Annotated in this window: 19 protein-coding genes; 6 read left to right on the top strand and 13 right to left on the bottom strand. The window is 46.1% G+C overall.

The genetic code is table 11. The annotated features are described in order from the left end of the window. Positions 1 to 45 precede the first annotated feature (45 nt). On the bottom strand, positions 46 to 762 hold the full coding sequence (locus tag JUB15_RS21965; protein ID WP_242696461.1) for a DNA-3-methyladenine glycosylase family protein: 717 nt from the start codon (positions 760 to 762) through the stop codon (positions 46 to 48). On the opposite strand from JUB15_RS21965, the gene mnmC2 reads away from it, so the two are divergent. Beyond that, entirely contained in the window at positions 761 to 1,444 is a 684-nt protein-coding gene (mnmC2, locus tag JUB15_RS21970; RefSeq protein ID WP_207514801.1) for a tRNA (5-methylaminomethyl-2-thiouridine)(34)-methyltransferase MnmC2, read from the top strand. The two genes, JUB15_RS21965 and mnmC2, sit on opposite strands and share 2 nt — an antisense overlap. Positions 1,445 to 1,629: 185 nt before the next feature. On the opposite strand, the gene cysS is transcribed toward mnmC2, so the two are convergent. From cysS to msrB, 6 genes are all read right to left on the bottom strand, one after another. Continuing rightward, positions 1,630 to 3,126 carry a cysteine--tRNA ligase gene (cysS, locus tag JUB15_RS21975; RefSeq protein WP_207514802.1) on the bottom strand — a complete coding sequence of 499 codons (1,497 nt, stop codon included), beginning with the start codon at positions 3,124 to 3,126 and terminating at the stop codon, positions 1,630 to 1,632. Between the two features lie 223 nt (positions 3,127 to 3,349). Continuing rightward, positions 3,350 to 4,486 (bottom strand): endonuclease/exonuclease/phosphatase family protein, encoded by a 1,137-nt coding sequence (locus JUB15_RS21980; protein WP_207514803.1) that lies wholly within the window; start codon positions 4,484 to 4,486, stop codon positions 3,350 to 3,352. Positions 4,487 to 4,494: 8 nt separating this feature from the next. Continuing rightward, positions 4,495 to 5,421: a rhomboid family intramembrane serine protease gene (locus JUB15_RS21985; RefSeq protein WP_207514804.1), complete on the bottom strand. Its 927-nt coding sequence runs from the start codon at positions 5,419 to 5,421 to the stop codon at positions 4,495 to 4,497. Between the two features lie 137 nt (positions 5,422 to 5,558). Further along, a complete protein-coding gene (locus JUB15_RS21990; RefSeq protein WP_242696462.1) occupies positions 5,559 to 6,254 on the bottom strand; it encodes a rhomboid family intramembrane serine protease in 696 nt (231 codons plus the stop codon). A gap of 217 nt (positions 6,255 to 6,471) precedes the next feature. Beyond that, positions 6,472 to 7,896: a 23S rRNA (uracil(1939)-C(5))-methyltransferase RlmD gene (rlmD, locus tag JUB15_RS21995; RefSeq protein ID WP_207514805.1), complete on the bottom strand. Its 1,425-nt coding sequence runs from the start codon at positions 7,894 to 7,896 to the stop codon at positions 6,472 to 6,474. A 378-nt stretch (positions 7,897 to 8,274) separates the two neighbouring features. Next, positions 8,275 to 8,868, bottom strand: a complete 594-nt coding sequence (msrB, locus tag JUB15_RS22000; protein ID WP_207514806.1) for a peptide-methionine (R)-S-oxide reductase MsrB — start codon at positions 8,866 to 8,868, stop codon at positions 8,275 to 8,277. Positions 8,869 to 9,158: 290 nt separating this feature from the next. Here msrB and JUB15_RS22005 point away from each other — a divergent pair, with 290 nt between their 5' ends. Next, a complete protein-coding gene (locus JUB15_RS22005; RefSeq protein ID WP_207514807.1) occupies positions 9,159 to 9,740 on the top strand; it encodes an adenylate kinase in 582 nt (193 codons plus the stop codon). A 234-nt stretch (positions 9,741 to 9,974) separates the two neighbouring features. Here JUB15_RS22005 and JUB15_RS22010 read toward each other — a convergent pair whose 3' ends face one another. Together JUB15_RS22010 and JUB15_RS22015 are read right to left on the bottom strand one after the other, a co-directional pair. Next, on the bottom strand, positions 9,975 to 10,970 hold the full coding sequence (locus tag JUB15_RS22010; protein WP_207514808.1) for a S1C family serine protease: 996 nt from the start codon (positions 10,968 to 10,970) through the stop codon (positions 9,975 to 9,977). 88 nt (positions 10,971 to 11,058) lie between these two features. Continuing rightward, a complete protein-coding gene (locus JUB15_RS22015; protein ID WP_207514809.1) occupies positions 11,059 to 11,544 on the bottom strand; it encodes a hypothetical protein in 486 nt (161 codons plus the stop codon). Between the two features lie 125 nt (positions 11,545 to 11,669). On the opposite strand from JUB15_RS22015, the gene JUB15_RS22020 reads away from it, so the two are divergent. From JUB15_RS22020 to JUB15_RS22030, 3 genes are all read left to right on the top strand, one after another. Beyond that, positions 11,670 to 12,194: a hypothetical protein gene (locus tag JUB15_RS22020; RefSeq protein WP_207514810.1), complete on the top strand. Its 525-nt coding sequence runs from the start codon at positions 11,670 to 11,672 to the stop codon at positions 12,192 to 12,194. A 44-nt stretch (positions 12,195 to 12,238) separates the two neighbouring features. After that, complete coding sequence (gene paaZ, locus JUB15_RS22025; protein ID WP_207514811.1) at positions 12,239 to 14,284, top strand: phenylacetic acid degradation bifunctional protein PaaZ; 2,046 nt, start codon at positions 12,239 to 12,241, stop codon at positions 14,282 to 14,284. A gap of 150 nt (positions 14,285 to 14,434) precedes the next feature. Next, the gene (locus JUB15_RS22030; RefSeq protein ID WP_207514812.1) at positions 14,435 to 15,202 is read left to right on the top strand and encodes an enoyl-CoA hydratase/isomerase family protein; all 768 of its coding nucleotides are present in this window, start codon (positions 14,435 to 14,437) and stop codon (positions 15,200 to 15,202) included. Between the two features lie 101 nt (positions 15,203 to 15,303). Here the strand turns inward: JUB15_RS22030 and fabG are convergent, their stop codons facing one another. From fabG to lptB, 3 genes are all read right to left on the bottom strand, one after another. Further along, the gene (gene fabG / locus JUB15_RS22035; RefSeq protein ID WP_207514813.1) at positions 15,304 to 16,059 is read right to left on the bottom strand and encodes a 3-oxoacyl-[acyl-carrier-protein] reductase; all 756 of its coding nucleotides are present in this window, start codon (positions 16,057 to 16,059) and stop codon (positions 15,304 to 15,306) included. Between the two features lie 192 nt (positions 16,060 to 16,251). Continuing rightward, on the bottom strand, positions 16,252 to 17,754 hold the full coding sequence (locus JUB15_RS22040; RefSeq protein WP_207514814.1) for a GH3 auxin-responsive promoter family protein: 1,503 nt from the start codon (positions 17,752 to 17,754) through the stop codon (positions 16,252 to 16,254). Positions 17,755 to 17,915: 161 nt separating this feature from the next. After that, positions 17,916 to 18,701: an LPS export ABC transporter ATP-binding protein gene (gene lptB / locus JUB15_RS22045; protein ID WP_207514815.1), complete on the bottom strand. Its 786-nt coding sequence runs from the start codon at positions 18,699 to 18,701 to the stop codon at positions 17,916 to 17,918. 270 nt (positions 18,702 to 18,971) lie between these two features. Here lptB and metF point away from each other — a divergent pair, with 270 nt between their 5' ends. After that, positions 18,972 to 19,925: a methylenetetrahydrofolate reductase [NAD(P)H] gene (gene metF / locus JUB15_RS22050; RefSeq protein WP_207514816.1), complete on the top strand. Its 954-nt coding sequence runs from the start codon at positions 18,972 to 18,974 to the stop codon at positions 19,923 to 19,925. A gap of 158 nt (positions 19,926 to 20,083) precedes the next feature. On the opposite strand, the gene JUB15_RS22055 is transcribed toward metF, so the two are convergent. Next, the gene (locus JUB15_RS22055; protein WP_207514817.1) at positions 20,084 to 20,782 is read right to left on the bottom strand and encodes a porin family protein; all 699 of its coding nucleotides are present in this window, start codon (positions 20,780 to 20,782) and stop codon (positions 20,084 to 20,086) included. Between the last annotated feature and the right edge of the window lie 41 nt (positions 20,783 to 20,823).

The following is a 20,823-nucleotide window of genomic DNA, read 5'->3' on the forward strand; positions in this document are numbered from 1 at the left end:
GCTAATTTGCTAATTAGCTAATGTGCTAATGGCCTAATGAACCGGCTACGTTTTCTTTAACGGCGGTGCGTTGTCCTTATAACGCCAAAGATACATACACGCATAACTGCGATATGGGCTCCATTTTTGAGCAACACGTAACATGTCTTCGCGGAATTGTTTTTTATCAGTACGGTCGAGCTTGTACAGGGCGATCATGGCATTCTGTATACCCAGGTCGTCTATAGCAAATACATTTTCCCGGCGAAGTGCAAAGATGAGCAGCATTTCAACCGTCCAGCGGCCAACCCCTTTGATCTGCGTCAGGTACTCTATAACTTCTTCATCATTCATTTTATGCAGCTTGCGATGGTCCATGCCCTGCTCCACAGTGAAGCGGGCTACATTTTGCACATAACTTACTTTGGCGTTAGACAGGCCGATGCTGCGTAAGGTTTCCGGCGGTGTAGCAATGATCTGCTCAGGCGTTGGTTCAATGCCCTGGTACAGGTTCAAAAACCGTTTATAGATCACGTCGGCTACTTTGGCGGAAAGCTGCTGGCTCATAATGGATGCACACAACCAGGTGCATACATTCTTTTGCTTTTTAAGGGTAAAAACACCATTCTGTTCAATAAGCTTTTTCAGTTTTTTATCTTTTGAAAGGTGTACCGTGTATTCGCTGGCCATAGCTTGCTGATTTGTTTTAAGGCCGTACCCCTGATGATTGATAACGCGTTTGTTCCGGCCTCTTTGCAATTTACCTGTTAATTTTGTTCCCATGCAACGAAATTTGATCGTTACCAAAGATGGCTCCCATTCCATAGCTGTTCCTGAGTGGCAGGTCGCTTACCATTCGGTTTATGGTGCTGTACAGGAGTCGTTGCATGTATTTATTGAAGCCGGCTTGCGGTACTGGCGCAACCAGAACAAGACTGCCAGCCGCTGTGTAATCTTTGAAATGGGTTTTGGAACCGGCCTCAATGCCTTGCTTACGGCCCTGGAGGCCGAACGGCTGCAAGTAAGAATAATGTATGAAACGGTGGAGGCTTTTCCGCTCGAACAGTCAATAATAGAACAATTGAATTATAGCAAAACGCTGGAGCAACCCGCTTCTCAACCAGTGTTTGCATTGTTGCATTCGAGCGAATGGAACACAACGGAACCGATTACGGATCTGTTTTCCTTACGAAAAGTAAATACACTTCTGGCCAACTATACCCCTGTTGAACCTGTAAATATTATCTATTACGATGCATTTGCGCCGGGCGCGCAACCCGACCTATGGACCAGCGAGGTGTTTGAACAATTGCTGAACATGCTGGCGCCGGATGGCATCCTGGTGACCTATTGCAGCAAGGGGGATGTTAGGCGGGCCATGATAGCTGCTGGATTCCATGTAGAAAAAATCCCCGGGCCGCCCGGAAAAAGGGAAATGCTGAGAGCAAAAAAGCTGAATGCTTAACGCCTAAGGCTTCAGGCCAGACAAATACCTGTCAGGTGCACATAAACTTACTACCCTGGCAAGCTTAAATGGGGCACCTTACAGGTCCTTGCGTTCTGCGCTTTGTGTTTTGCGCCTGCCTGCCGGCAGGCAGGTTCAGCGTTCAGGGTTGAGCGTTCTGCGTTTTGCGTTGAGCGTTCAGCGTATTACGCAAAAGAATAACTTATGCCGCCGTCTTTTTCATCTTTCAATAAAATACCCAGCTGTTGCAATTGCTGGCGGATCTTATCTGAAGTAGCATAGTCTTTTCTGGCCTTGGCTTCTTTTCTTATTTCTATCAGCAGACCGATCACCCCTTCCAGTTTGCCATCTTCCTTCTCTACGTCGCCTTTCAACCCCAGTATATCTTCGAGGTACTGCTTGAAATACTGCTGCAACAATTTCATCGTATCTGCGCTGATGGCATCAGGGGTAATATGTTTATCTTTTATGGAGTTGATCACCGGCACCAGCTCGAAGATATTGGCCAGCACTTTTGCGGTGTTGAAGTCATCGTTCATGAATTCATCCAGCTCAAGCAATAAGGTCTTGATCTTATTCTCCAATTCAGCATCACCGGCGCTTGATTTAAATGCACCAACGTCTATTTTCTGCAAGACTTCATAGGCTTCCCATAACCGCTTCAATCCTTTTTCAGAAGCCTGTAATGCTTCATTGCTGAAGTCGAGCGTACTGCGGTAATGGGTTTGCAGAATAAAGAAGCGAATGGTTTGTCCGCTATAGGCCTTTTCGAGCAATGGATGTTCTCCACTGAACAGCTCCGTTAACTTGATCACGTTGTTGTAGCTCTTACCCATTTTCCGGCCATTGATCGTGATCATATTGTTATGGATCCAATACCGGGCAGGCACATGTTTATTGCAAATGGTGCTTTGGGCAATTTCACTTTCATGATGCGGGAATTGCAGATCCATGCCGCCCCCGTGAATATCAAATTCAGCCCCCAGGTATTTACTGCTCATGGCCGAGCACTCGATATGCCAGCCGGGAAAACCTTCGCCCCAGGGACTTACCCAGCGCATGATGTGTTCTGGCGGGGCCGCTTTCCACAACGCAAAGTCCTGCTTGTTCCGTTTTTCTTCCTGTCCTTCCAGGTCGCGGGTGGTTTCCAGCAGGTCATCCATTACGCGGCCGCTGAGTTTGCCGTATGGATAACTTTCCGCATACTTTTTTACATCAAAATAAACTGAGCCGTTCATCTCGTAGGCATACCCTTCTTCCATGATCTTTTTGATCATTTCTATCTGTTCTACGATATGACCGGTTGCGGTAGGTTCAATGCTGGGATCCAGGTTGTTGAGCTGTTTCATCCCCCAATGGAACAGGTTGGTATATTTTTGAACCAGCTCCATAGGCTCCAGCTTCTCCAGTACCGCTTTTTTGGCAATTTTATCTTCGGCTTCCCTTCCTTCTTCTTCAAAATGACCGGCATCGGTAATGTTACGTACATACCGTACTTTGTAACCGAGGTGCATCAGGTACCGGTATATCACATCGAAGGTAACATACGGCCGTGCATGCCCGAGATGGCTTTCGCCGCTAACGGTAGGTCCGCACACGTACAGCCCCACGTGACCGGGTGTAATGGGTGTGAATACTTCTTTTTGCCTTGTATAAGAGTTGAGCACTTTCAGTTCACTCATAAAAATTCATTAAATCAGTCTGATGATAATTAAATTAAAGCCGGTAACTGCAAAAGTAAATGTATCCTGCCAGAACGGCGAATCTGAGGTCTGAAGTTTGAGGTCTGAGGTCTGAGGCTTTTACAGATTTCAGCCTCAAAATTAACAGTCGCCTCAGGCTTAGTACTTCGTACATCCGACTTCCGACTTCCAACTTCGGCCTCAGCACCAAAATAACACCCGTTTAATCGTCTGCCAACCTGAGATCTGCCACCACCGGGTAATGATCCGAATAGGGCACCACGAAACGATTGTATTGGAGCACGTCGAATGCTTTATCGGCCAGGATATAATCTATGCGCAGGGTAGGTGATATAGCCGTAAAACTGCGCCCGATGCCACTGCCTTTTCTCACAAAAGCATCCTGCCGGTTTCCTTTTATTCGAAAATAAGTATATGAGTTGGGGACATCGTTAAAATCGCCGCAAATGATCTCGGGGTACGGACAGCTATCCAGTTTTCCGCGTACCAGGTCGGCCTGGAACCCGCGCGATGCGTAACCATTCCGCAGCTTTTTTAAAATAGAACGGGAGGCGGTGACCATGCTATCGTCGGCCGATTTTATGATCTCGATATTCCGGTAATCATTCTTCTGGAACAGAACCGATTGCAGATGTGTAGAATATACCCTGATCTTTTTACCATTCGCCAGTACATCAACTCCTATCAGGCTTTCTGCTGCCGCCCGTACTTTGCCTGATTCCGGAAACCGTACCCGCTGGGTGTCAACAATAGGAAAACGTGAAAAAATGGCCACCCCCGACTGAAAGCGGCCACTGGCCGCGCCGTAATCGATGACCCGGTAATAGTAGGGATAATTTAGCTGTACAATGGCGTTTGTGTTACTGTTAGTGAACGATTTTCCCATTTCCAGGAATTCCTGAAAGCAAAGGATATCCGCATCCTGCTCTTTGATGAAAGCGATCATTTTTTTGCGGTAATCCTTATGTTCCTTGAGTTTCCGGTTATGTTCGTCGAACCAGTGCACATTCCACGTCAGCACGCGAATGGCGTTTTCTTTTTTTGCCGGTGTGAAGGAAGTAGCGAAATGCAGTCCCAGAAAAACCCGGATATTACTGAAGCCAATCAGCAGTACGAGGGCAGGTAAGAGGGCCCATTTTGATCGAAAGATGAGCCAGAAGACCAGGAAGGCAAATAAAAAGATCAGCAACACGGGGAATCCGAGGCCCAGAATTGAAAAAAACCACCATTTAGATGGATGCAGCCAGGCGTTGGCGCAGGCTATCAGGAACAGACCGGCGACAACCACGTTCAATATAATGCATAACCGCTTTGTGAATGTTCTAACAAACCGGGCCATATTTAAAATTACAATTCTTCATCTTCTGCGGCCCGTTTCAGAATATCTTTTTCTTCATCGGTGAGAAAACGATAGCCTTGTTGATTGATTTTGTCTAATATTTCATCAATCCTTTTCTGGGTAATATTCGGTATCTTCTTGTAAGGCTGGGTTCCCCTCGCATTGTAATGCAGGTCGGTTCTTGCGGTTTTTTTCCAGCTTTGCCTGTCGGGATTGAACAGATTGCCTAACCAGTCGAAGAAATTATTCATCCAGTTGCTCCAGTCGTGCCCACGCCGCAATTGATAAATGAACAAAAATCCAACAAAGCCGCCGGCGAGATGGGCAAAATACCCGGGCGGACTCTTTTGTGCTGCGATGAGTGCAAAATCAATGATCAAATAAATCACAGTCATTATCCATAACGGAAAGCCGCCGTTGATCATGGGAAAAATGCGGTAATCGGGGTCCATGGTAGTGGCCGCCACTGCAATGGCCCAAATGCCGGCGGATGCGCCTACCAGGGTAACAGCCGGCCCCATGGGTACCAGCTTTGGAATAAGATTGTAACACAAAGTGAAGAATATGCCGGCCCCTACACTTCCGTAGATAAAAAGGGGGATCAGTTTCCTATTTCCGGTGATCTCCTGGAAAATATAGCCGAAAGCCCATAGCCATAATAAATTACCTATCATCTCCCAGGGATTGCTGTGCATGAACATGAACGACAGCAGCGTCCACGGGCGGGTCATCATTTTCTCGAAATCGCCGGGTACCACCAGCCAGTTAAAGATATTCTGGTCATAGGCCGATAGATCCTTATCGGCTATTTTGTACACCAGCCAGATGAATTTGAAAATACAGAAGATGATGGCAATGGCACCAATTAACAGGACCAGTGAATTTCCATCCTGGCCCAGACCTACTTTTTTCTTATACCTATCTTCTCTTAGCACGGAATATATTTTAGTGAATTTACAAATTCCTTCGTGTTCGGTCAATCCGTCGAGCCCCGCCTTCCTGAATTTATTACGTTCCCTTTATCTCCATTCCGGTATAATAACAGCTAAAGAGGTGTTAAAGTTGCAAACGATCAATAAAAGGTGCGCCGGTTCGATCTGTTCATAGTCATTACCAAAATTAAACCAACTATTGCGCCACCCACGTGGGCAAAATGGGCTACATTGTCGCCGTACGAAGGGTTAATTCCGCCGAACAGGTCGAGTAGGAAATATCCGATGACAACGTATTTTGCCTTTATCGGAACCGGTAACGGAAAAATGAACAGCGGTGTGTTCGGAAAAAGATAGGCAAAAGCTGCCATTACACCATTGATAGCTCCCGAGGCCCCAACAACAGTCGTATAGTAAACAACAGAGCCGCGTTCCCTGAATTGTTCTAATGATATGCTGCCGCTGGCTAATTTATCCTGTAGCACATTCATGCTAATGGCCAAAACACCCAGTTGCACAAGGGCGGCGCCAACGCCGCAGATCAGGTAAAAAATTAGGAAACGCTTGCTTCCCCAGATATCTTCGAGCGGCGATCCGAACATCCACAGCACAAACATGTTCATGATTATATGAAAAGGAGCCAGACTGTGCAGGAACATGTACGACACCAACTGCCATATTCCAAAAGAAGGATTTCCGTGATGATGAAGCGCAAGAGCGTTTATAAATGGTTCTTTAAAGGTTAACTCTGCCAGCCAGAATAAAACGTTTATAATTACCAGATTCTTAATTACCGGTGGAATTGATTGAAATCCCCGCATTCGGATATCTGCCATTCTTCTAAATTTATTACGTGAATTTCGGTATGTTTCTTTGAATAAAGGATAGCGGCTTTGTTATTTTTAAGCCCGGGCGAATAATTTGTGAAGTAAGATGTAAGATTCGGTAAGTATGAAAATTCCCTTTTTTCAAACCTGATCACTGTTTCATACCGCTCCCGTCGTACTTCTTACTTCGTACTTCAGCTTTCTTATTCAGGTTTCTTTCTGTCAATTATCGCAGCTTTAATTGAACAACATTCTCTATATGATGGGTGTGCGGGAACATATCTACCGGTTGCACCCGGGTCACTTCATACTTTTCATCGAGCAGGTTCAGATCCCTTGCCTGCGTTGCCGGATTGCAGCTTACATATACTACCAGCGGTGCGGCGGTTTCCAGGATCTTACGTACCAGTTTTTCATGCATGCCCGCCCGTGGCGGATCGGTAATGACCACATCTGGTTTTCCATGCTGCTGGAAGAATTCGCTGGTACAAACGTCTATCACATCGCCTGCAAAGAACTCGGCATGTTGAATATTATTGAGGGCAGCATTTTCCTTCGCATCGGCAATGGCCTCCTGAACCGTCTCAACCCCGATTATCTTTTTGGCTTTATCGCTTACAAACAATCCGATACTGCCGGTACCGCAATACAGGTCGTACACTGTTTGCTGACCGGTTAATTCAGCCAGCTCGCGGGTTACCTGGTACAGGCGCTCACCCTGCCGGGTATTGGTTTGAAAAAATGACTTGGGCCCGATCTTGAATTGCAGTTTTTCGGCAACAGTTCCCCGCGAGAGGGTTTCAATAATATACCCTTTGCCGTAATAAGCCTTTGGTTCCAGGTCGTATATAGTATCGTTCTTTTTCGGATTGATGGTAAACAGCAAAGTGGTAATGCCCGGCACCCGTTGTAACAGGTGATCGAACAAACGGATCCTTTCTGCTTCATCTTCGTAGCCAAAGCACACATTCACCATCACTTCGCCGGTGGTGGCCACCCGAACGATCAGCGTGCGCAACCAGCCCTGGTGAAAACGGATGTCATAAAAAGCCAAATTGTGCTGGCGGGCATATTCGCGAATGGTATTCTTGATGGCATTTACCGGCTCGGCCATTAAATGGCAGGTGGTTATATCAATCACTTTATCGAACAGGCGGGGCACATGAAACCCCAGGGCGTTCTCCTGCTCTATGACCGTTTCTTTCGCGGCCGCTATTTCTTCGGGCAACAGGTAACGGCGGTTGCTGAAAGTAAATTCCAGCTTATTGCGGTAGCGGGCCGTTTCTGTACAACCAATAATAGGTTGAATCGGGGGCAACTGCACTTTGCCGATGCGCTTCAGGTTCTGCACCACTTCATTCTGCTTATATAGCAATTGTTTTTCATAGGGCAGCATCTGCCATTTACAACCGCCGCAAACACCAAAATGCTGGCAGAACGGGGATACCCGGTCGGGGCTCCATGAATGGAACCGAACGGCTTTTCCTTCGCCCCATTCTTTTTTACTTTTTGTTAACTGTACGTCTACCACATCACCGGGAACTGCACCCTCAATAAAGATCACTTTACCGTCTACTTTGCTCAGCGCCTTGCCTTCTGCCGCATAATCTTCAACAGTAACCTGTTGTAACACCATCTTCTTTTTATTCATTGCGCAAAGATAACGAAGTCGGAAGTCGGAAGCCTGAAGTCAGCAGCCTGAAAAATTACTAATTCATACTGCACCTGCGTGCGGCAGGCTGAAATGCTTCGCCTGAATTCAAGTATATCGAAAATCATCCGACTTATGTGTCAGACTTCCGGCTTCGGAGTAAAAAAAGGCAGCCCTGAATTACCAGGGCTGCCACCTTCACGCTATTATTACAAGCAAAAATAGACCAGTGGTTAAAGAACCACAGTCGCTATTTAAATAACAAAAACCGGTTGTATAAGGTTGCTGTTATTTTCATTTTTGCTTATTATTTTATATTTGGTAGATCTTTCCCCCTACGGACGAATTGGGGGAAAATTTAGATTGAGAACCAGCCTTTTATTCACCCTTTTTGTCGCCACTTTTTTGCTGGCCGCCTTCATTGTACTTTATTTCTGCAGCCTGAGCTTTTTCAAAGTCAAGTACAACGCCATTTATGCAATACCGCAGGCCCGTGGGCGGGGGGCCGTCTTCAAAAACATGGCCCAGGTGCGACTTGCAACGGCCGCACATTACCTCGGTGCGGCTCATGCCATGCGAATTATCGGGAGCATAAATAATACTGCCCTTGGTAATGGGCTGATAAAAGCTTGGCCAGCCACAGCCGCTTTCAAATTTTGTATCACTTTTAAACAGCGCATTGCCACAGGCCGCGCAATAATACGTTCCTACTTCCTTCGACTCTTCATATTTGCTGGTCCAGGGCCTTTCCGTTCCCTTCTGGCGGGCAATGGCATACACATCCGCCGGCAGGATCTTTCTCCATTCTTCTTCGCTGATATTCACTTTTGCCGAATCGGTGCGGGAATAGACCGGGTTCTTTTTTGATGTATCCATATTTTCTTTTTTCGTTGTATTAGGTTGAGAATAAGTGCATTGCTGTAAAGTAACGGTCAGCATCAATAACGACAGGCACTGTAGAACACGCTTCATAACTGTTGATTGTATTTACCAAATGTACGTAGCCGGCGTACCGTTTGGATGCCTGCTGAACGACACCTTCTATGAGCTTAACATTTTGTTCAGACGATAGTTGCAAAAACCGGCGCCTGCCTACGGGCTAACATATTAACTAAAAAGAGGTTAACCGCCAGGGTTGGCGGCATTGAACGCAAAAAAACACCATTCTCATTAAATAATTTTTAATCAGAAAGCCCATATTCTAAAGGGATTATTTCTGTGGTTGGTTTATATTTGCCGCCTCACAAAGGGACTCAGAAAACATGTTTAATCTTATATTATTTGGACCTCCGGGAAGCGGAAAAGGAACTCAATCAGAAAAACTGATCGAAAAATTTGGTTGGATCCATCTGTCAACCGGCGATTTGTTGCGTAAAGAAATAGCCAATGCCACCCAGCTTGGGCTGGAAGCAAAAGCTTTTATCGACAAAGGCCAACTGGTGCCTGATGAAGTAGTGATAGGCATGATCGGTTCTGCGCTGGACGCAAACCCAAATGCCAAAGGCTTTTTGTTCGACGGTTTTCCAAGAACAGAAGCCCAGGCCGAAGCGCTGGATGCTTTACTCGCCGGCAAAGGCAGTGAAATAACCCTGGTGCTGGCCCTGGAAGTAGGTGAGGAAGAACTGGTAGCCCGGTTGTTGAACAGAGGTTTAACTTCTTCACGAAGCGACGACCGCGATGAGAATGTTATTCGCAAGCGTTTGCAGGAGTACCATAACAAAACCGCCATTGTTGCTGACTACTACGCTAAGTTCGGCAAAGTGGCCCGGATCAAAGGCGAAGGCACCATCGATGACATTTTTCAATCGCTGGTAGCTGAAATTGAAGCCAAACAACCGGCGTGAAGAGTTTAACGTTCTAAGTTTTAAGTTCTAAGTTCACTGCTGTTTCAGCTTTGTGTTAAGCAATGGTTTTGCTGCTTTCTTGAAATTTCGGCTCGAACATTTACCAATATAATTGCAAGGCGCGGCTCGGTTACCACCGAAGCGCGCCTTGTTTATTTTAATACCGGCAAAACATGAAAAAGTATTTACTATTGAAGCGGCCAGGCATTTCATTATCACATTATCACATTAGCTTTACCTCATTTCCCCCGGTATAACGGTAACGGTTGCCTTATGCCCACCACGTAATACCTGCAAGGCGATCCGTTGGCCGATGGTTTTTTCGTTCAACTGTTTATGCAGGTCATCGATGCTAGCAACGGGATGCTCATTAAATCCGACTATAATATCACCCACATGAAGTTCACTGTTATACACCGGGATATCAGCCTCTATCTCTGAGATATAAACCCCTGTACGGCGTTGCAACCGGTTGGCCGCCACCATCCGTTCAGTGAGGTTTACTAATTGTCCGGCCAGGCCCAGGTAGCCCCGTTTTACCCTTCCCTGCATAATGAGTTTGCCACTTACATAGGCAGCCAGGTTCGATGATACGGCGAAACAGATGCCATGTGCCGTGGGTATCATGGCTGTGTTAACGCCAATGACCTGCCCTAACGAGTTCACGAGCGGACCGCCAGAATTACCGGGATTCAACGAAGCGTCTGTTTGAATGACATCATCGATCAGCCTTCCATCAGAAGCACGCAGTGTTCGGCCCAGGGCGCTTACTACACCAGCGGTAACAGTATGTTGTAAACCTAACGGATTACCAATGGCTATAGCGATCTGGCCTACGTGCAGTTGATCACTATTGGCAAAGGATAAGGCTTTGAGGCTGTTCTCATATATTTTAAGAACGGCTATATCAGTGCTGCGGTCGCTGCCTTTTAATTCGGCACTTACCTTACGTCCATCGGCCAGGGATACTTTAATAGCACTGGCGTTCTCAATAACGTGATGATTGGTAACGATAAAACCATCCGAAGAAATGATAAAGCCAGAACCACTGCCCTGGGCTACCCGTTCCTGACGGGTACGCCTGTCCATTACTTTTTTTGATACTTCTATATGTACAACCGATTCAGCTACACTGCCTACAACGCCGGTAATCGTTTTTGAATAAGCATCCAACAACGCATGGTCGGTATGCTGTATTAATTGAACGGGAGGTGTTTCAATGGTTTCCATAGACAGCTATGCGGCAAATAATTTGCCGGAGGCGTTTTGTGACACAATGGCGGAAACCGATATGCTAATATGCTAATGCTTTTGCCTGTTACTTATTGGCTTTACGATTCAATATTGAATCAGCCTGCTGCAGGGCAGCAAAGATGTGTTCTTTTACCACAGTTACTTTTTCTTTTTCGCCCTGTAGGTATTGAATACGCAATTCCTTGTTATCAGAAGCTGAATCCAGTTTAAATGATTCCATCCAGCTGTTCATTTCATTATTGGCATTGTTCAGGGAAGCCTGCAGATCGGTTAAGGATTGTTTATAAGCAGCATTGACCTTACCGGCCGGTAATTTATTGAGGCTGTCGAGCCGGCGGTTCGTTTCATTTATATTTCTGCGTAGTGCACCTACTTTGGCCATACCGGCATCGTGCCCCTGCATTACATCGTGAAATAATGAATCTTCCCGGGTCTTTAATGCAGGTGCAAACCCGTTTTTGCGATCGGTAGTTTCGTTCTGTGAAGCACCATTATTACAGGCGATGGCCAGCAGGCCCATGCTTACAACTGCTATAATAAACCGCGACATAAGTATGTTTGTTTTTGGCTATTTAAAAAATCCGGTCAAAGTTAACTTCTTTTATACGCTACGGTGTTTTAAATCCGTTTAATAATCGGGTTTACCTATTTTCGCACCATTAATCATGCAGAACAATGGTAAATTGTGTCCGGCTTACCTTTTTAGCACTCATCCTGCTTATAAAAACCGGTACTGCTCAAGTAAGACCAGCGCCTCCCATCTTCAGGCTGGGCGCAACCGTTTCGTTTGGATTATCAAATCTTACATCTAACCATGTTGGCATTGGCGGACTTGTTGGCGCCGAAAAAATGGTCTCAAAATACTTCGCTGTTGAAACCGAAGCCTCCTATAACTACTTCACAGGCGACAAAACCATATATGCTGATGCAAAAAATAAGTCGTACGCCATTCCGCTACTCGCCGGCATAAAAGCGTATCCTACCTCGAATATTTACGCCTCACTACGGACCGGCGCCGTTTACTTTCTGCTGAACAATATGTCATCACCGCGCGTGCGGTTGGGCTATGGTTTATCGGGTGGCATCAACCTGCCCAAAAAAAACAACCGCCTGAACGTTCAGCTGGCGTATACCGGCTTTCCCTATGATGGTATTAGCCGCGGATATGCTACATTAGCAGCAGCGATCATCATCAAATAGGGTCGATCGCTGCCATTTGAAAAATACAAAAACTACATTTTTGCATGAAAAAACTGGGTAATTATGTTACCGGCCGCTGGATCACCGGCGACGGCGACGGTCAGGCATTATACAATGCCGTGAACGGCGAAACGATTGGTTATGCTTCTACCCGCGGGCTCGATTTCAAAGCCATCCTCGACTACGGAAGAAAAACAGGTAACCCGGCGCTGCGTAAGCTTACCTTTCACGAACGGGGCCTGATGCTGAAGGCCCTGGCCTTACACCTGCGCAATCACCTCGATAAATTCTATTCCATCAGTTATAAAACCGGCGCCACCAAAGCTGATAGCTGGGTTGATATTGAAGGCGGCATAGGCAATCTGTTCTCCTATGCCTCGCTGCGCCGCAAATTTCCCAATGAAAGTTATTGCATCGACGGCGAAGCGCACGCCCTCGGTAAAGGCGGCACTTTTATGGGCCAGCATATCCTGGTGCCAAAAGAAGGCGTAGCGGTTCATATCAATGCCTTCAACTTTCCCGTTTGGGGGATGCTGGAAAAGATCGCCGTAAACCTGCTGGCAGGTGTTCCGGCAATTGTAAAACCAGCTACCATCACTTCTTATCTTACCGAAGCGGTAGTGCAGGAGATCATTGCCTCGGGCATTTTACCGGAAGGCGCTTTGCAGCTGCTGTGTGGTTCTGCCGGCGACCTGCTCGACCATGTTACGGCGCAGGATGTAATTACGTTTACCGGCTCAGCCTCCACCGGTTTGCAATTGAAATCGCACCCCCGCATCCTGGCTGAAAATGTGCCCTTCACCATGGAAGCCGACTCGCTGAACTGCATCGTCCTGGGAGAAGATGTAACGCCAAACATGCCTGAGTGGGATATTTTCATCAAGGAAGTTCGCCGGGAAATGACCACGAAAGCCGGACAAAAATGTACAGCCATCCGCCGCATCTTCGTTCCGCAGAATAAAATGGAAGACGTATGGATCGCTTTGGGTAAAGCCCTCAGCCAGACAACCATCGGCAATCCTGAAAATGAAAAAGTACGCATGGGCTCCCTGGCCGGGCTAAGCCAGCGCGAGGAAGTATTCGCCCAGGTACAAAAATTACTGGCTTCCTCCCAGATCGTATACGGTTCGCTCGACAGCGTTCAGGTCATTGATGCCGACCCCAAAAAAGGCGCCTTCATGAGCCCGCTGCTGTTAAAAAGTGAAAACCCATTCGATAACGAAGCTGCGCACAGCGTAGAAGCCTTTGGCCCTGTAAGCACTATTATGCCTTACAGCACGATCGATGAATCTATTGCACTGGCTAAAAAAGGAAAAGGTTCACTCGTTTGTTCTATTGTTACTGCAAACTATTCCATTGCCCGCGAATTTGTACTGGGCGCTGCTACCTACCACGGCAGAATACTGGTGCTGAATAATGAATGCGCCAAAGAGAATACCGGACATGGTTCACCGTTACCCATGCTGGTACATGGCGGACCCGGTCGTGCCGGCGGCGGTGAAGAAATGGGCGGCATAAGAGGTGTACACCATTATATGCAACGGGTAGCGCTGCAGGGATCACCAACAGCCATTACTGCTATTACCAATGTTTATCAAACCGGCGCATTAACCAGGGAAGAAGAAAAACATCCGTTCAGAAAATATTTCGAAGAACTGCAGATCGGCGATACCATCATTACTCATAAAAGAACCGTTACCGAAGCCGACATTGTAAACTTTGCCAATGTAAGCTGGGATCATTTTTATGCGCACACCGACCATACTTCTTTACAGGGAACCGTTTTTGAAAAACCGGTTGCGCATGGTTATTTTATTTTAAGCGCTGCCGCAGGTTTGTTCGTAGACGCTAAAAAAGGACCTGTCATGCTGAATTACGGACTCGAAGAATGCCGGTTCCTAAAACCGGTATATGCCGGTACAACCATCGGTGTTCAACTCACGTGTAAAGAAAAGATAGAGCAGGAAAAGAAAGATGAGAACGACATTGCCAAAGGCATTGTAAAATGGCTGGTTCAGGTAACTGATGAAACCGGCGAACCCGTAGCCATTGCCACCATCCTCACCATGGTTGCCAAAAAGAATCAATAGACTCAAAGCAGCTTAAAGGTGTTTGATAACAGTTAGTCAAGGGCTTAACACATGCTCTTTTTTATCCCGGTATTTAATAACTTTATATAGGGAACACTGCTGATATCAGACACCTTTCTTTTCGTTCACCCTACAGCAAAAAATAATTGTATGTCTTCAGGTTATGTAAAATCGCATATCGACCATAATGGCGTTAACACCATAGAATTCTTCCATCCGCAAAGCAACTCGCTGCCAGGTAAACTGCTGGAAGAACTGGCACAAACCATTCACGGTGCAGGTAACGATGACGACACCAAAGTGATCGTGCTGCGCAGCGGGGGCGAAAAAGTATTTTGTTCCGGCGCCTCCTTCGATGAACTGGTGGCCATAAAAGACGAGGAAGAAGGTCTTGAATTCTTCAGTGGTTTTGCCCATGTGATCAACGCCATGCGCAAATGCCCGCAATTCATTATAGCCCGCATCCAGGGCAAATGTGTAGGTGGTGGTGTTGGTATTGCGGCTGCCGCCGATTACGCCATTGCCGCCGAAGGCGCCGATATTAAATTAAGTGAGCTTGCTGTTGGCATAGGGCCTTTTGTAGTGGGCCCTGCCGTAGAACGGAAAATAGGACTGGCAGCATTCAACAACCTGGCCATCGATGCCACCATGTGGCGCAATGCCGAGTGGGCAAAAAGAAAAGGACTGTATTCCGAACTGCATGCGTCCATTGAGGATATGGATGAATCGGTAGACCGTTTGTCTTATACCCTTGCGCATAGCAACCCACAGGCCATGGAAGAAATGAAAAAAATGTTCTGGAAGGGCACCGAAAACTGGGACCAGCTGCTGCTGCAAAGAGCCGCCATCAGTGGTAAACTTGTATTGAGCTCCTTCACCCGGATGGCTATTGAAAAATTCAAAGCAAAAACGAAATAAGAGTCAACATGAACTGCTCAGATAAAAAATGCCTTCTTTACAGAAGGCATTTACTTTAAGATACGATATTTAAACACGGCCTCCCGGAGGCAATGAACGAATTAGATATTTAAACCACCACATGTGCTGATCACCTGTCCGGTAATATAAGAGCTCATATCAGAAGCCAGGAACAAAGTCGTGTTGGCAATTTCTTCTGCACTTCCAAAGCGGCCTAAAGGTATTTTTTCGAGGAATGCCTTTGCGCCCTCTCCATCTTTAAGGTAATGGGTCATATCGGTTTCAACGAAGCCAGGGGCAATGGCATTGCAACGTACATTACGACTGCCCAGTTCATGTGCTACCGATTTCGTAAAACCAATAATACCGGCTTTACTGGCAGCATAACTGGCCTGGCCTGCATTACCGCGTATGCCAACGATCGAACTCATATTTATGATGCTTCCTTTTTTGGCTTTCATCATGGGGCGGATAACCTGCTTGGTCATATTATAAACGCTCTTCAGGTTAATATCCATTACCTCATCCCATTGTTCCGGTGTAAGGCGCAGTAATAAGTTATCTTTTGAAATACCTGCATTGTTCACGCAAACATCTACCGTACCGAATTCTTTCACCACATCATTTACAAACGCTTCACATTCGGTAAAATTACCGGCATTGCTTTTATAGGCTTTGGATTTCACGCCCAGTGCTTTTATCTTTTGCTCCAACTGAGCCGCTTTTTCAGCACTGCTGTCGCTAACGTAAGTAAATGCCACATGAGCGCCATGTTCAGCCAGTTTATAAGCGATAGCTTCACCAATGCCACGGGCCGCACCGGTTACAATAGCAATTTTTCCTTCTAATAATTTCATAGTATTGTATTTGGGTGAGCAAAAGTACTGAAATGAAGCGGGAAATCGGAGGCCGGAAGTCGGAAGTACGAAGTCAGAAGTACGAAGTCGGAAGTATGAAATACTATGCCTGAGGCGGCTAATAATTTTAAGGCTCGCATACATGAAATCTTCAGACTTCAGACCTCTGGCTTCAGACTTCCGACTTCAGACTTACAATGAAAGGATCTCTTCAATATATTTCCTGTCATTGCTCAGCCGCGGCACTTTATGCTGGCCCCCGAGTTTGCCCTTGCTTTTTAACCAGTTCGTAAACACCCCTTTCGACAGGGATCTTACCAATGGCTTGCACAGGGCTATATCTTTATGGCGTTTCGCTTCATAATCGCTGTTCACACTTTTCAGAGCGTTATCGAGCTCATCAGCAAAATGATTCAGATCGGCCGGTTCTTTTTCAAACTCTATCAGCCATTCATGACCGCCGTTGCCGCTATCGCTAAAGTACACCGGAGCAGCGGTATAATCATTCACTATGGCGCCTGTTCTTTCACTGGCAACCGCTATGGCTTTATCGCTGTTATCTACGATCACTTCCTCACCAAAAGCATTGATAAAATGCTTCACACGCCCGCTTACCTTGATCTTGAACGGGTTTAATGAAGTAAATTGAACAGTATCGCCTAATAAATACCGCCACAAGCCACCATTCGTACTAATGATCATCGCATAGTTCTTACCGAGCTCCACTTCCTGCAAACCAATGGTATTGGGATGCGGTTTTCCATATTCTTCCAGGGGCATGAACTCCATGAATACGCCATGGTCGGTAAACAGCAACATACCTTCTTCTCCCGGAATATCCTGTGCGGCAAAAAAGCCTTCACTGGCATTGTACATTTCCAGGTAATGAATGGGCTTGCCTATTATTTTTTCAAACTGTTCTCTGTAAGGGGTAAAAGCTACGCCGCCGTGCATGTATAATTCCAGGTGGGGCCATACTTCGGCCATGTTGCTTTTACCGGTCAGCTCGAGGATCCGCCTGAACAAAACCAGCGTCCACGTAGGTACTCCTGAGATAGAGGTAACATTCTCCCTGATGGTACTGTGGGCGAGTTTTTCGATCTTGCTTTCCCATTCATCCATGAGGGCAATGCTCAGATCGGGCACCCGCAGCCAATGCCCCCAGAAAGGTGAATTCTGCAGCAATACAGCACTCAGGTCACCGTACTGGGCTTCTGCATTTACGGGATTAATGGTATGACTTCCGCCTATCACCAATCCCTTACCCGTTAACAGGTCTGAATTGGGATTGAACTGGTAATACAATGTAAGCACATCCTTGGCGGCCTTGTAATGACAGTCTTCCAGACTTTCGTCGGTTACCGGAATGAATTTGCTTTTATCGCTGGTAGTGCCGCTGCTTTTGGCGAACCAGTACACCGGCGTATTCCACAGCAGGTTCTGTTCGCCCTGCATGATGCGCTGGATATAGGGCTGCAGGTCTTCATACTCATGAACAGGCACCGTTTGTTTGAAGGTCTTCACATTGAACAATCCGGAAAAATTGTATTTTCTGCCAAATTCTGTGTATTGGGCAGAAGTGACCAGGTCCTGTAACACTTCACGTTGAGCATCTGCAGGATTATTTTTCCATCCCTCTATGCGCCACAAACGCATGCGGGCCAAAGATGATATGGCAGGCGATAATAGTTTCACAATAGGAGTTTCAACACTGGCAAAATAAAGAATTTGAAGGAATAAAAGTCAGGTCATGGAAGTACAATGAGAATATACTTCCTAAACCGTCTAATATGACCTAAATTCTTAATAATTGATTGATGTACTAACTTTTATGCAATTAATGGACCAACCCCGGATCATTTGTTCGAAGTAAGGTCCATTCCGCGGAGCGCTTCTTCGTGCAGGTAATCCTTGCGTCGTAATTCGAAATTGCGGCCCAGGTACAGGCGGCGAACCTGTTCATTTTCGGCCAGCTCTTCGGCGGTACCGTGCTGGAAGATCTTTCCATCGATCAGCAGATAGGCACGGTCGCAAATGGAGAGTGTTTCGTTTACGTTGTGGTCGGTGATCAAAATACCAATGTTCTTATATTTCAGGCGGGCTACCACTGCCTGAATGTCTTCCACGGCAATGGGGTCAACCCCTGCAAAGGGTTCGTCCAGTAAGATAAACTTGGGATCAACAGCCAATGCCCTGGCAATTTCTGTTCTGCGGCGTTCGCCACCACTCAGCGAATCACCATTGTTCTTACGAACATGGTGCAGGCGAAATTCATCGAGCAGGCTTTCCAGTTTCTGGCGTTGCTGGGCTTTGGTAAGCTTTGTCATTTCAAGCACGGCCTTGATGTTATCTTCCACACTCAGCTTACGGAATACGGAGGCTTCCTGCGGCAGGTAGCCAATACCCAACTGTGCCCGTTTATACATAGGCAGCTTGGTGATCTCTTCCTGATCAAGGAATACTTTGCCTTCATCAGGTTTTATCAAGCCAACTACCATATAGAACGTAGTGGTTTTTCCGGCTCCGTTCGGACCCAGCAACCCTACTATTTCACCTTGTTTTACGTTTACCGAAACATGATTTACCACGGTACGGTTACGGTAAATTTTTACAAGTTCCTGTGTATTAATCTCGCTGACCAATTGTAATTAAGGTTTCCGGCAAAAATACCAGAACTAATTTAAATAGAAGGATTCCGGTACCGTAATTTAACAGGTATTTGCCATCCGGATTTCCTGCGTTATGTTTGCAGGCCGGTTTTACGGCATAAAACGGCGCATTTTTACTAATGTGCTAATTCTCAATGGTACAAATTGGGTTATTAACTTAATAAATAGCATACATGCAAGGTGCACCGGTGTTCTGTTAACAGGGAATAATGGTGAGGCCTTTGAAAAACTGTCTTAATTTACATGAAAGTCATTGACCACATTCGTCAGGCAAAAGAATCACTTATTTCCTTTGAAATATTGCCACCGTTAAAGGGAAAAACCATCAACTCGATATACGAACACCTTGATCCATTGATGGAATTCAAACCCTCCTTTATCAACGTTACCTATCACCGCAGTGAGCATGTTTTCAAGAAAAAAGCAGATGGTACTTTCGAGAAGGTGGAGGTGCGTAAACGCCCCGGAACCGTTGGTATTTGTGCTGCCCTGATGAACCATTACCGGGTTGATGCGGTTCCACACCTCATCTGTGGTGGTTTTAACAAGCGCGAAACGGAAGATGCCCTCATCGATCTGCATTTCATTGGTGTCGATAATGTACTGGTGTTACGGGGCGATGCAGCCAAGAATGAAACTGTGTTTGAACCAGAACCAGGCGGGAACCAGTTTGCCCTGGACCTGCTGAAACAGGTTCAAAACCTGAATACCGGCATTTACCTTGAAGAAGATATAAGAGATGGTTTCCGCACCAATTTTTGCATTGGCGTAGCCGGGTATCCTGAGAAGCATTTTGAAGCGCCCAACCTGCAAACCGATCTGGCCTTTTTAAAAGCCAAGGTTGCAGCCGGAGCCGATTATGTAGTAACACAAATGTTCTTCGATAACCAGAAATATTTTGATTTTGTAAAACGTTGCCGTGAGAACGATATTAATATTCCGATCATTCCGGGACTGAAACCTATTACCAGCAAAAAACAACTGTCGGTTATTCCCCGTACGTTCCATGTGGATATTCCCGATGACCTCAGCAACGAGATCATGAACTGTAAAACAGATGCAGATGTAGAAAAAGTAGGCACTGAGTGGTTGTTATTGCAATCGAAAGAATTGAAAAAGGCCGGCGTGCCGGTACTGCATTATTACACACTTGGCAAACCGAAAGTGATCTATAATGTGGTAAAAGAGATCAGATAGATCAAAAAACGTTTTTTATCCAGAAGGGTTTAGCTGGTATTATTACTTTGCTAAACCTTTCTTCTTTTAATACATGAAAACACCTTCCTGTATCAATAATCGAAAAAAATAAAAGGCTCCGGAGTGATCCGAAGCCCTGGTTTTGCAAATAAATACCTTTATAATTTAAAGCCCACCGATATACTTAATACCCGGTGCTTGTTGCTGTTGTCTTCTGAGCTGTTTGAACCCGATTGCAATTTGGCAAGTCCATAACCATAATTAAGCGCTATCATGCCATTTTTAAGTTGGAATCCGGCCGTGCCATTCAATCCGTAATCAAATCTCCGCATAACGCCAAGGCCTGCGCCTTCTTCATTATCAAAGGTAGCGGGGTCATCGTTGCTGTACTCGATCTTTTCTTTGCTGCTGAAGGCCACATTCAGGTATTTGCCTTCTATTTTACGTTTGCCGCCAACGCCAATTGCTATGTATGGGCCTGCACCAAAAAAGAAATTTGATTCAGATGATGCGAGGGGAAGTTTTATCACCGCATTCACCGGCACCTCAATATACTTAGGGTTCGTGGTAGCTTTGTAATAAGTAATATCACTTGGATTGCCACTCTGTATTTTGGCGCCTTTACCGGTGAACAGGATGCCGGGCTGAATGGCAAAGACCTTTGCAATGGTAATGTCGCCCATAATACCCACATGAAAAGAGGTGAGCAGGCTGGCATCATCTACTTCTCCATCACTGTTATAGGACACATTTGCGAAATTCGCTCCGCCTTTTAACCAGGCTGCGTCCGTTTGAGCAAAAGAGGTTACACTAATACATCCGGTAATAAACAAAGAAACCAATTGCTTTGTGATCATTGTGCTTGTTTTACAGGGTTATAGGAATAAAACTGACTTTT

Origin of the sequence: Longitalea luteola, assembly GCF_017356035.1 — a bacterium.
Lineage (GTDB): Bacteria > Bacteroidota > Bacteroidia > Chitinophagales > Chitinophagaceae > Niastella > Niastella luteola.

Coding starts and splice junctions, on each gene's coding strand:
- JUB15_RS22020 (WP_207514810.1), top strand. CDS start 11,670: ATGGTAAATTGTGTCCGGCTTACCTTTTTAGCACTCATCCTGCTTATA.
- rlmD (WP_207514805.1), bottom strand. CDS start 7,896: ATGAATAAAAAGAAGATGGTGTTACAACAGGTTACTGTTGAAGATTAT.
- JUB15_RS22030 (WP_207514812.1), top strand. CDS start 14,435: ATGTCTTCAGGTTATGTAAAATCGCATATCGACCATAATGGCGTTAAC.
- JUB15_RS21980 (WP_207514803.1), bottom strand. CDS start 4,486: ATGGCCCGGTTTGTTAGAACATTCACAAAGCGGTTATGCATTATATTG.
- JUB15_RS21965 (WP_242696461.1), bottom strand. CDS start 762: ATGGGAACAAAATTAACAGGTAAATTGCAAAGAGGCCGGAACAAACGC.
- JUB15_RS21990 (WP_242696462.1), bottom strand. CDS start 6,254: ATGGCAGATATCCGAATGCGGGGATTTCAATCAATTCCACCGGTAATT.
- JUB15_RS22005 (WP_207514807.1), top strand. CDS start 9,159: ATGTTTAATCTTATATTATTTGGACCTCCGGGAAGCGGAAAAGGAACT.
- fabG (WP_207514813.1), bottom strand. CDS start 16,059: ATGAAATTATTAGAAGGAAAAATTGCTATTGTAACCGGTGCGGCCCGT.
- paaZ (WP_207514811.1), top strand. CDS start 12,239: ATGAAAAAACTGGGTAATTATGTTACCGGCCGCTGGATCACCGGCGAC.
- metF (WP_207514816.1), top strand. CDS start 18,972: ATGAAAGTCATTGACCACATTCGTCAGGCAAAAGAATCACTTATTTCC.
- msrB (WP_207514806.1), bottom strand. CDS start 8,868: ATGAAGCGTGTTCTACAGTGCCTGTCGTTATTGATGCTGACCGTTACT.
- JUB15_RS22055 (WP_207514817.1), bottom strand. CDS start 20,782: ATGATCACAAAGCAATTGGTTTCTTTGTTTATTACCGGATGTATTAGT.
- JUB15_RS22010 (WP_207514808.1), bottom strand. CDS start 10,970: ATGGAAACCATTGAAACACCTCCCGTTCAATTAATACAGCATACCGAC.
- cysS (WP_207514802.1), bottom strand. CDS start 3,126: ATGAGTGAACTGAAAGTGCTCAACTCTTATACAAGGCAAAAAGAAGTA.
- JUB15_RS22015 (WP_207514809.1), bottom strand. CDS start 11,544: ATGTCGCGGTTTATTATAGCAGTTGTAAGCATGGGCCTGCTGGCCATC.
- mnmC2 (WP_207514801.1), top strand. CDS start 761: ATGCAACGAAATTTGATCGTTACCAAAGATGGCTCCCATTCCATAGCT.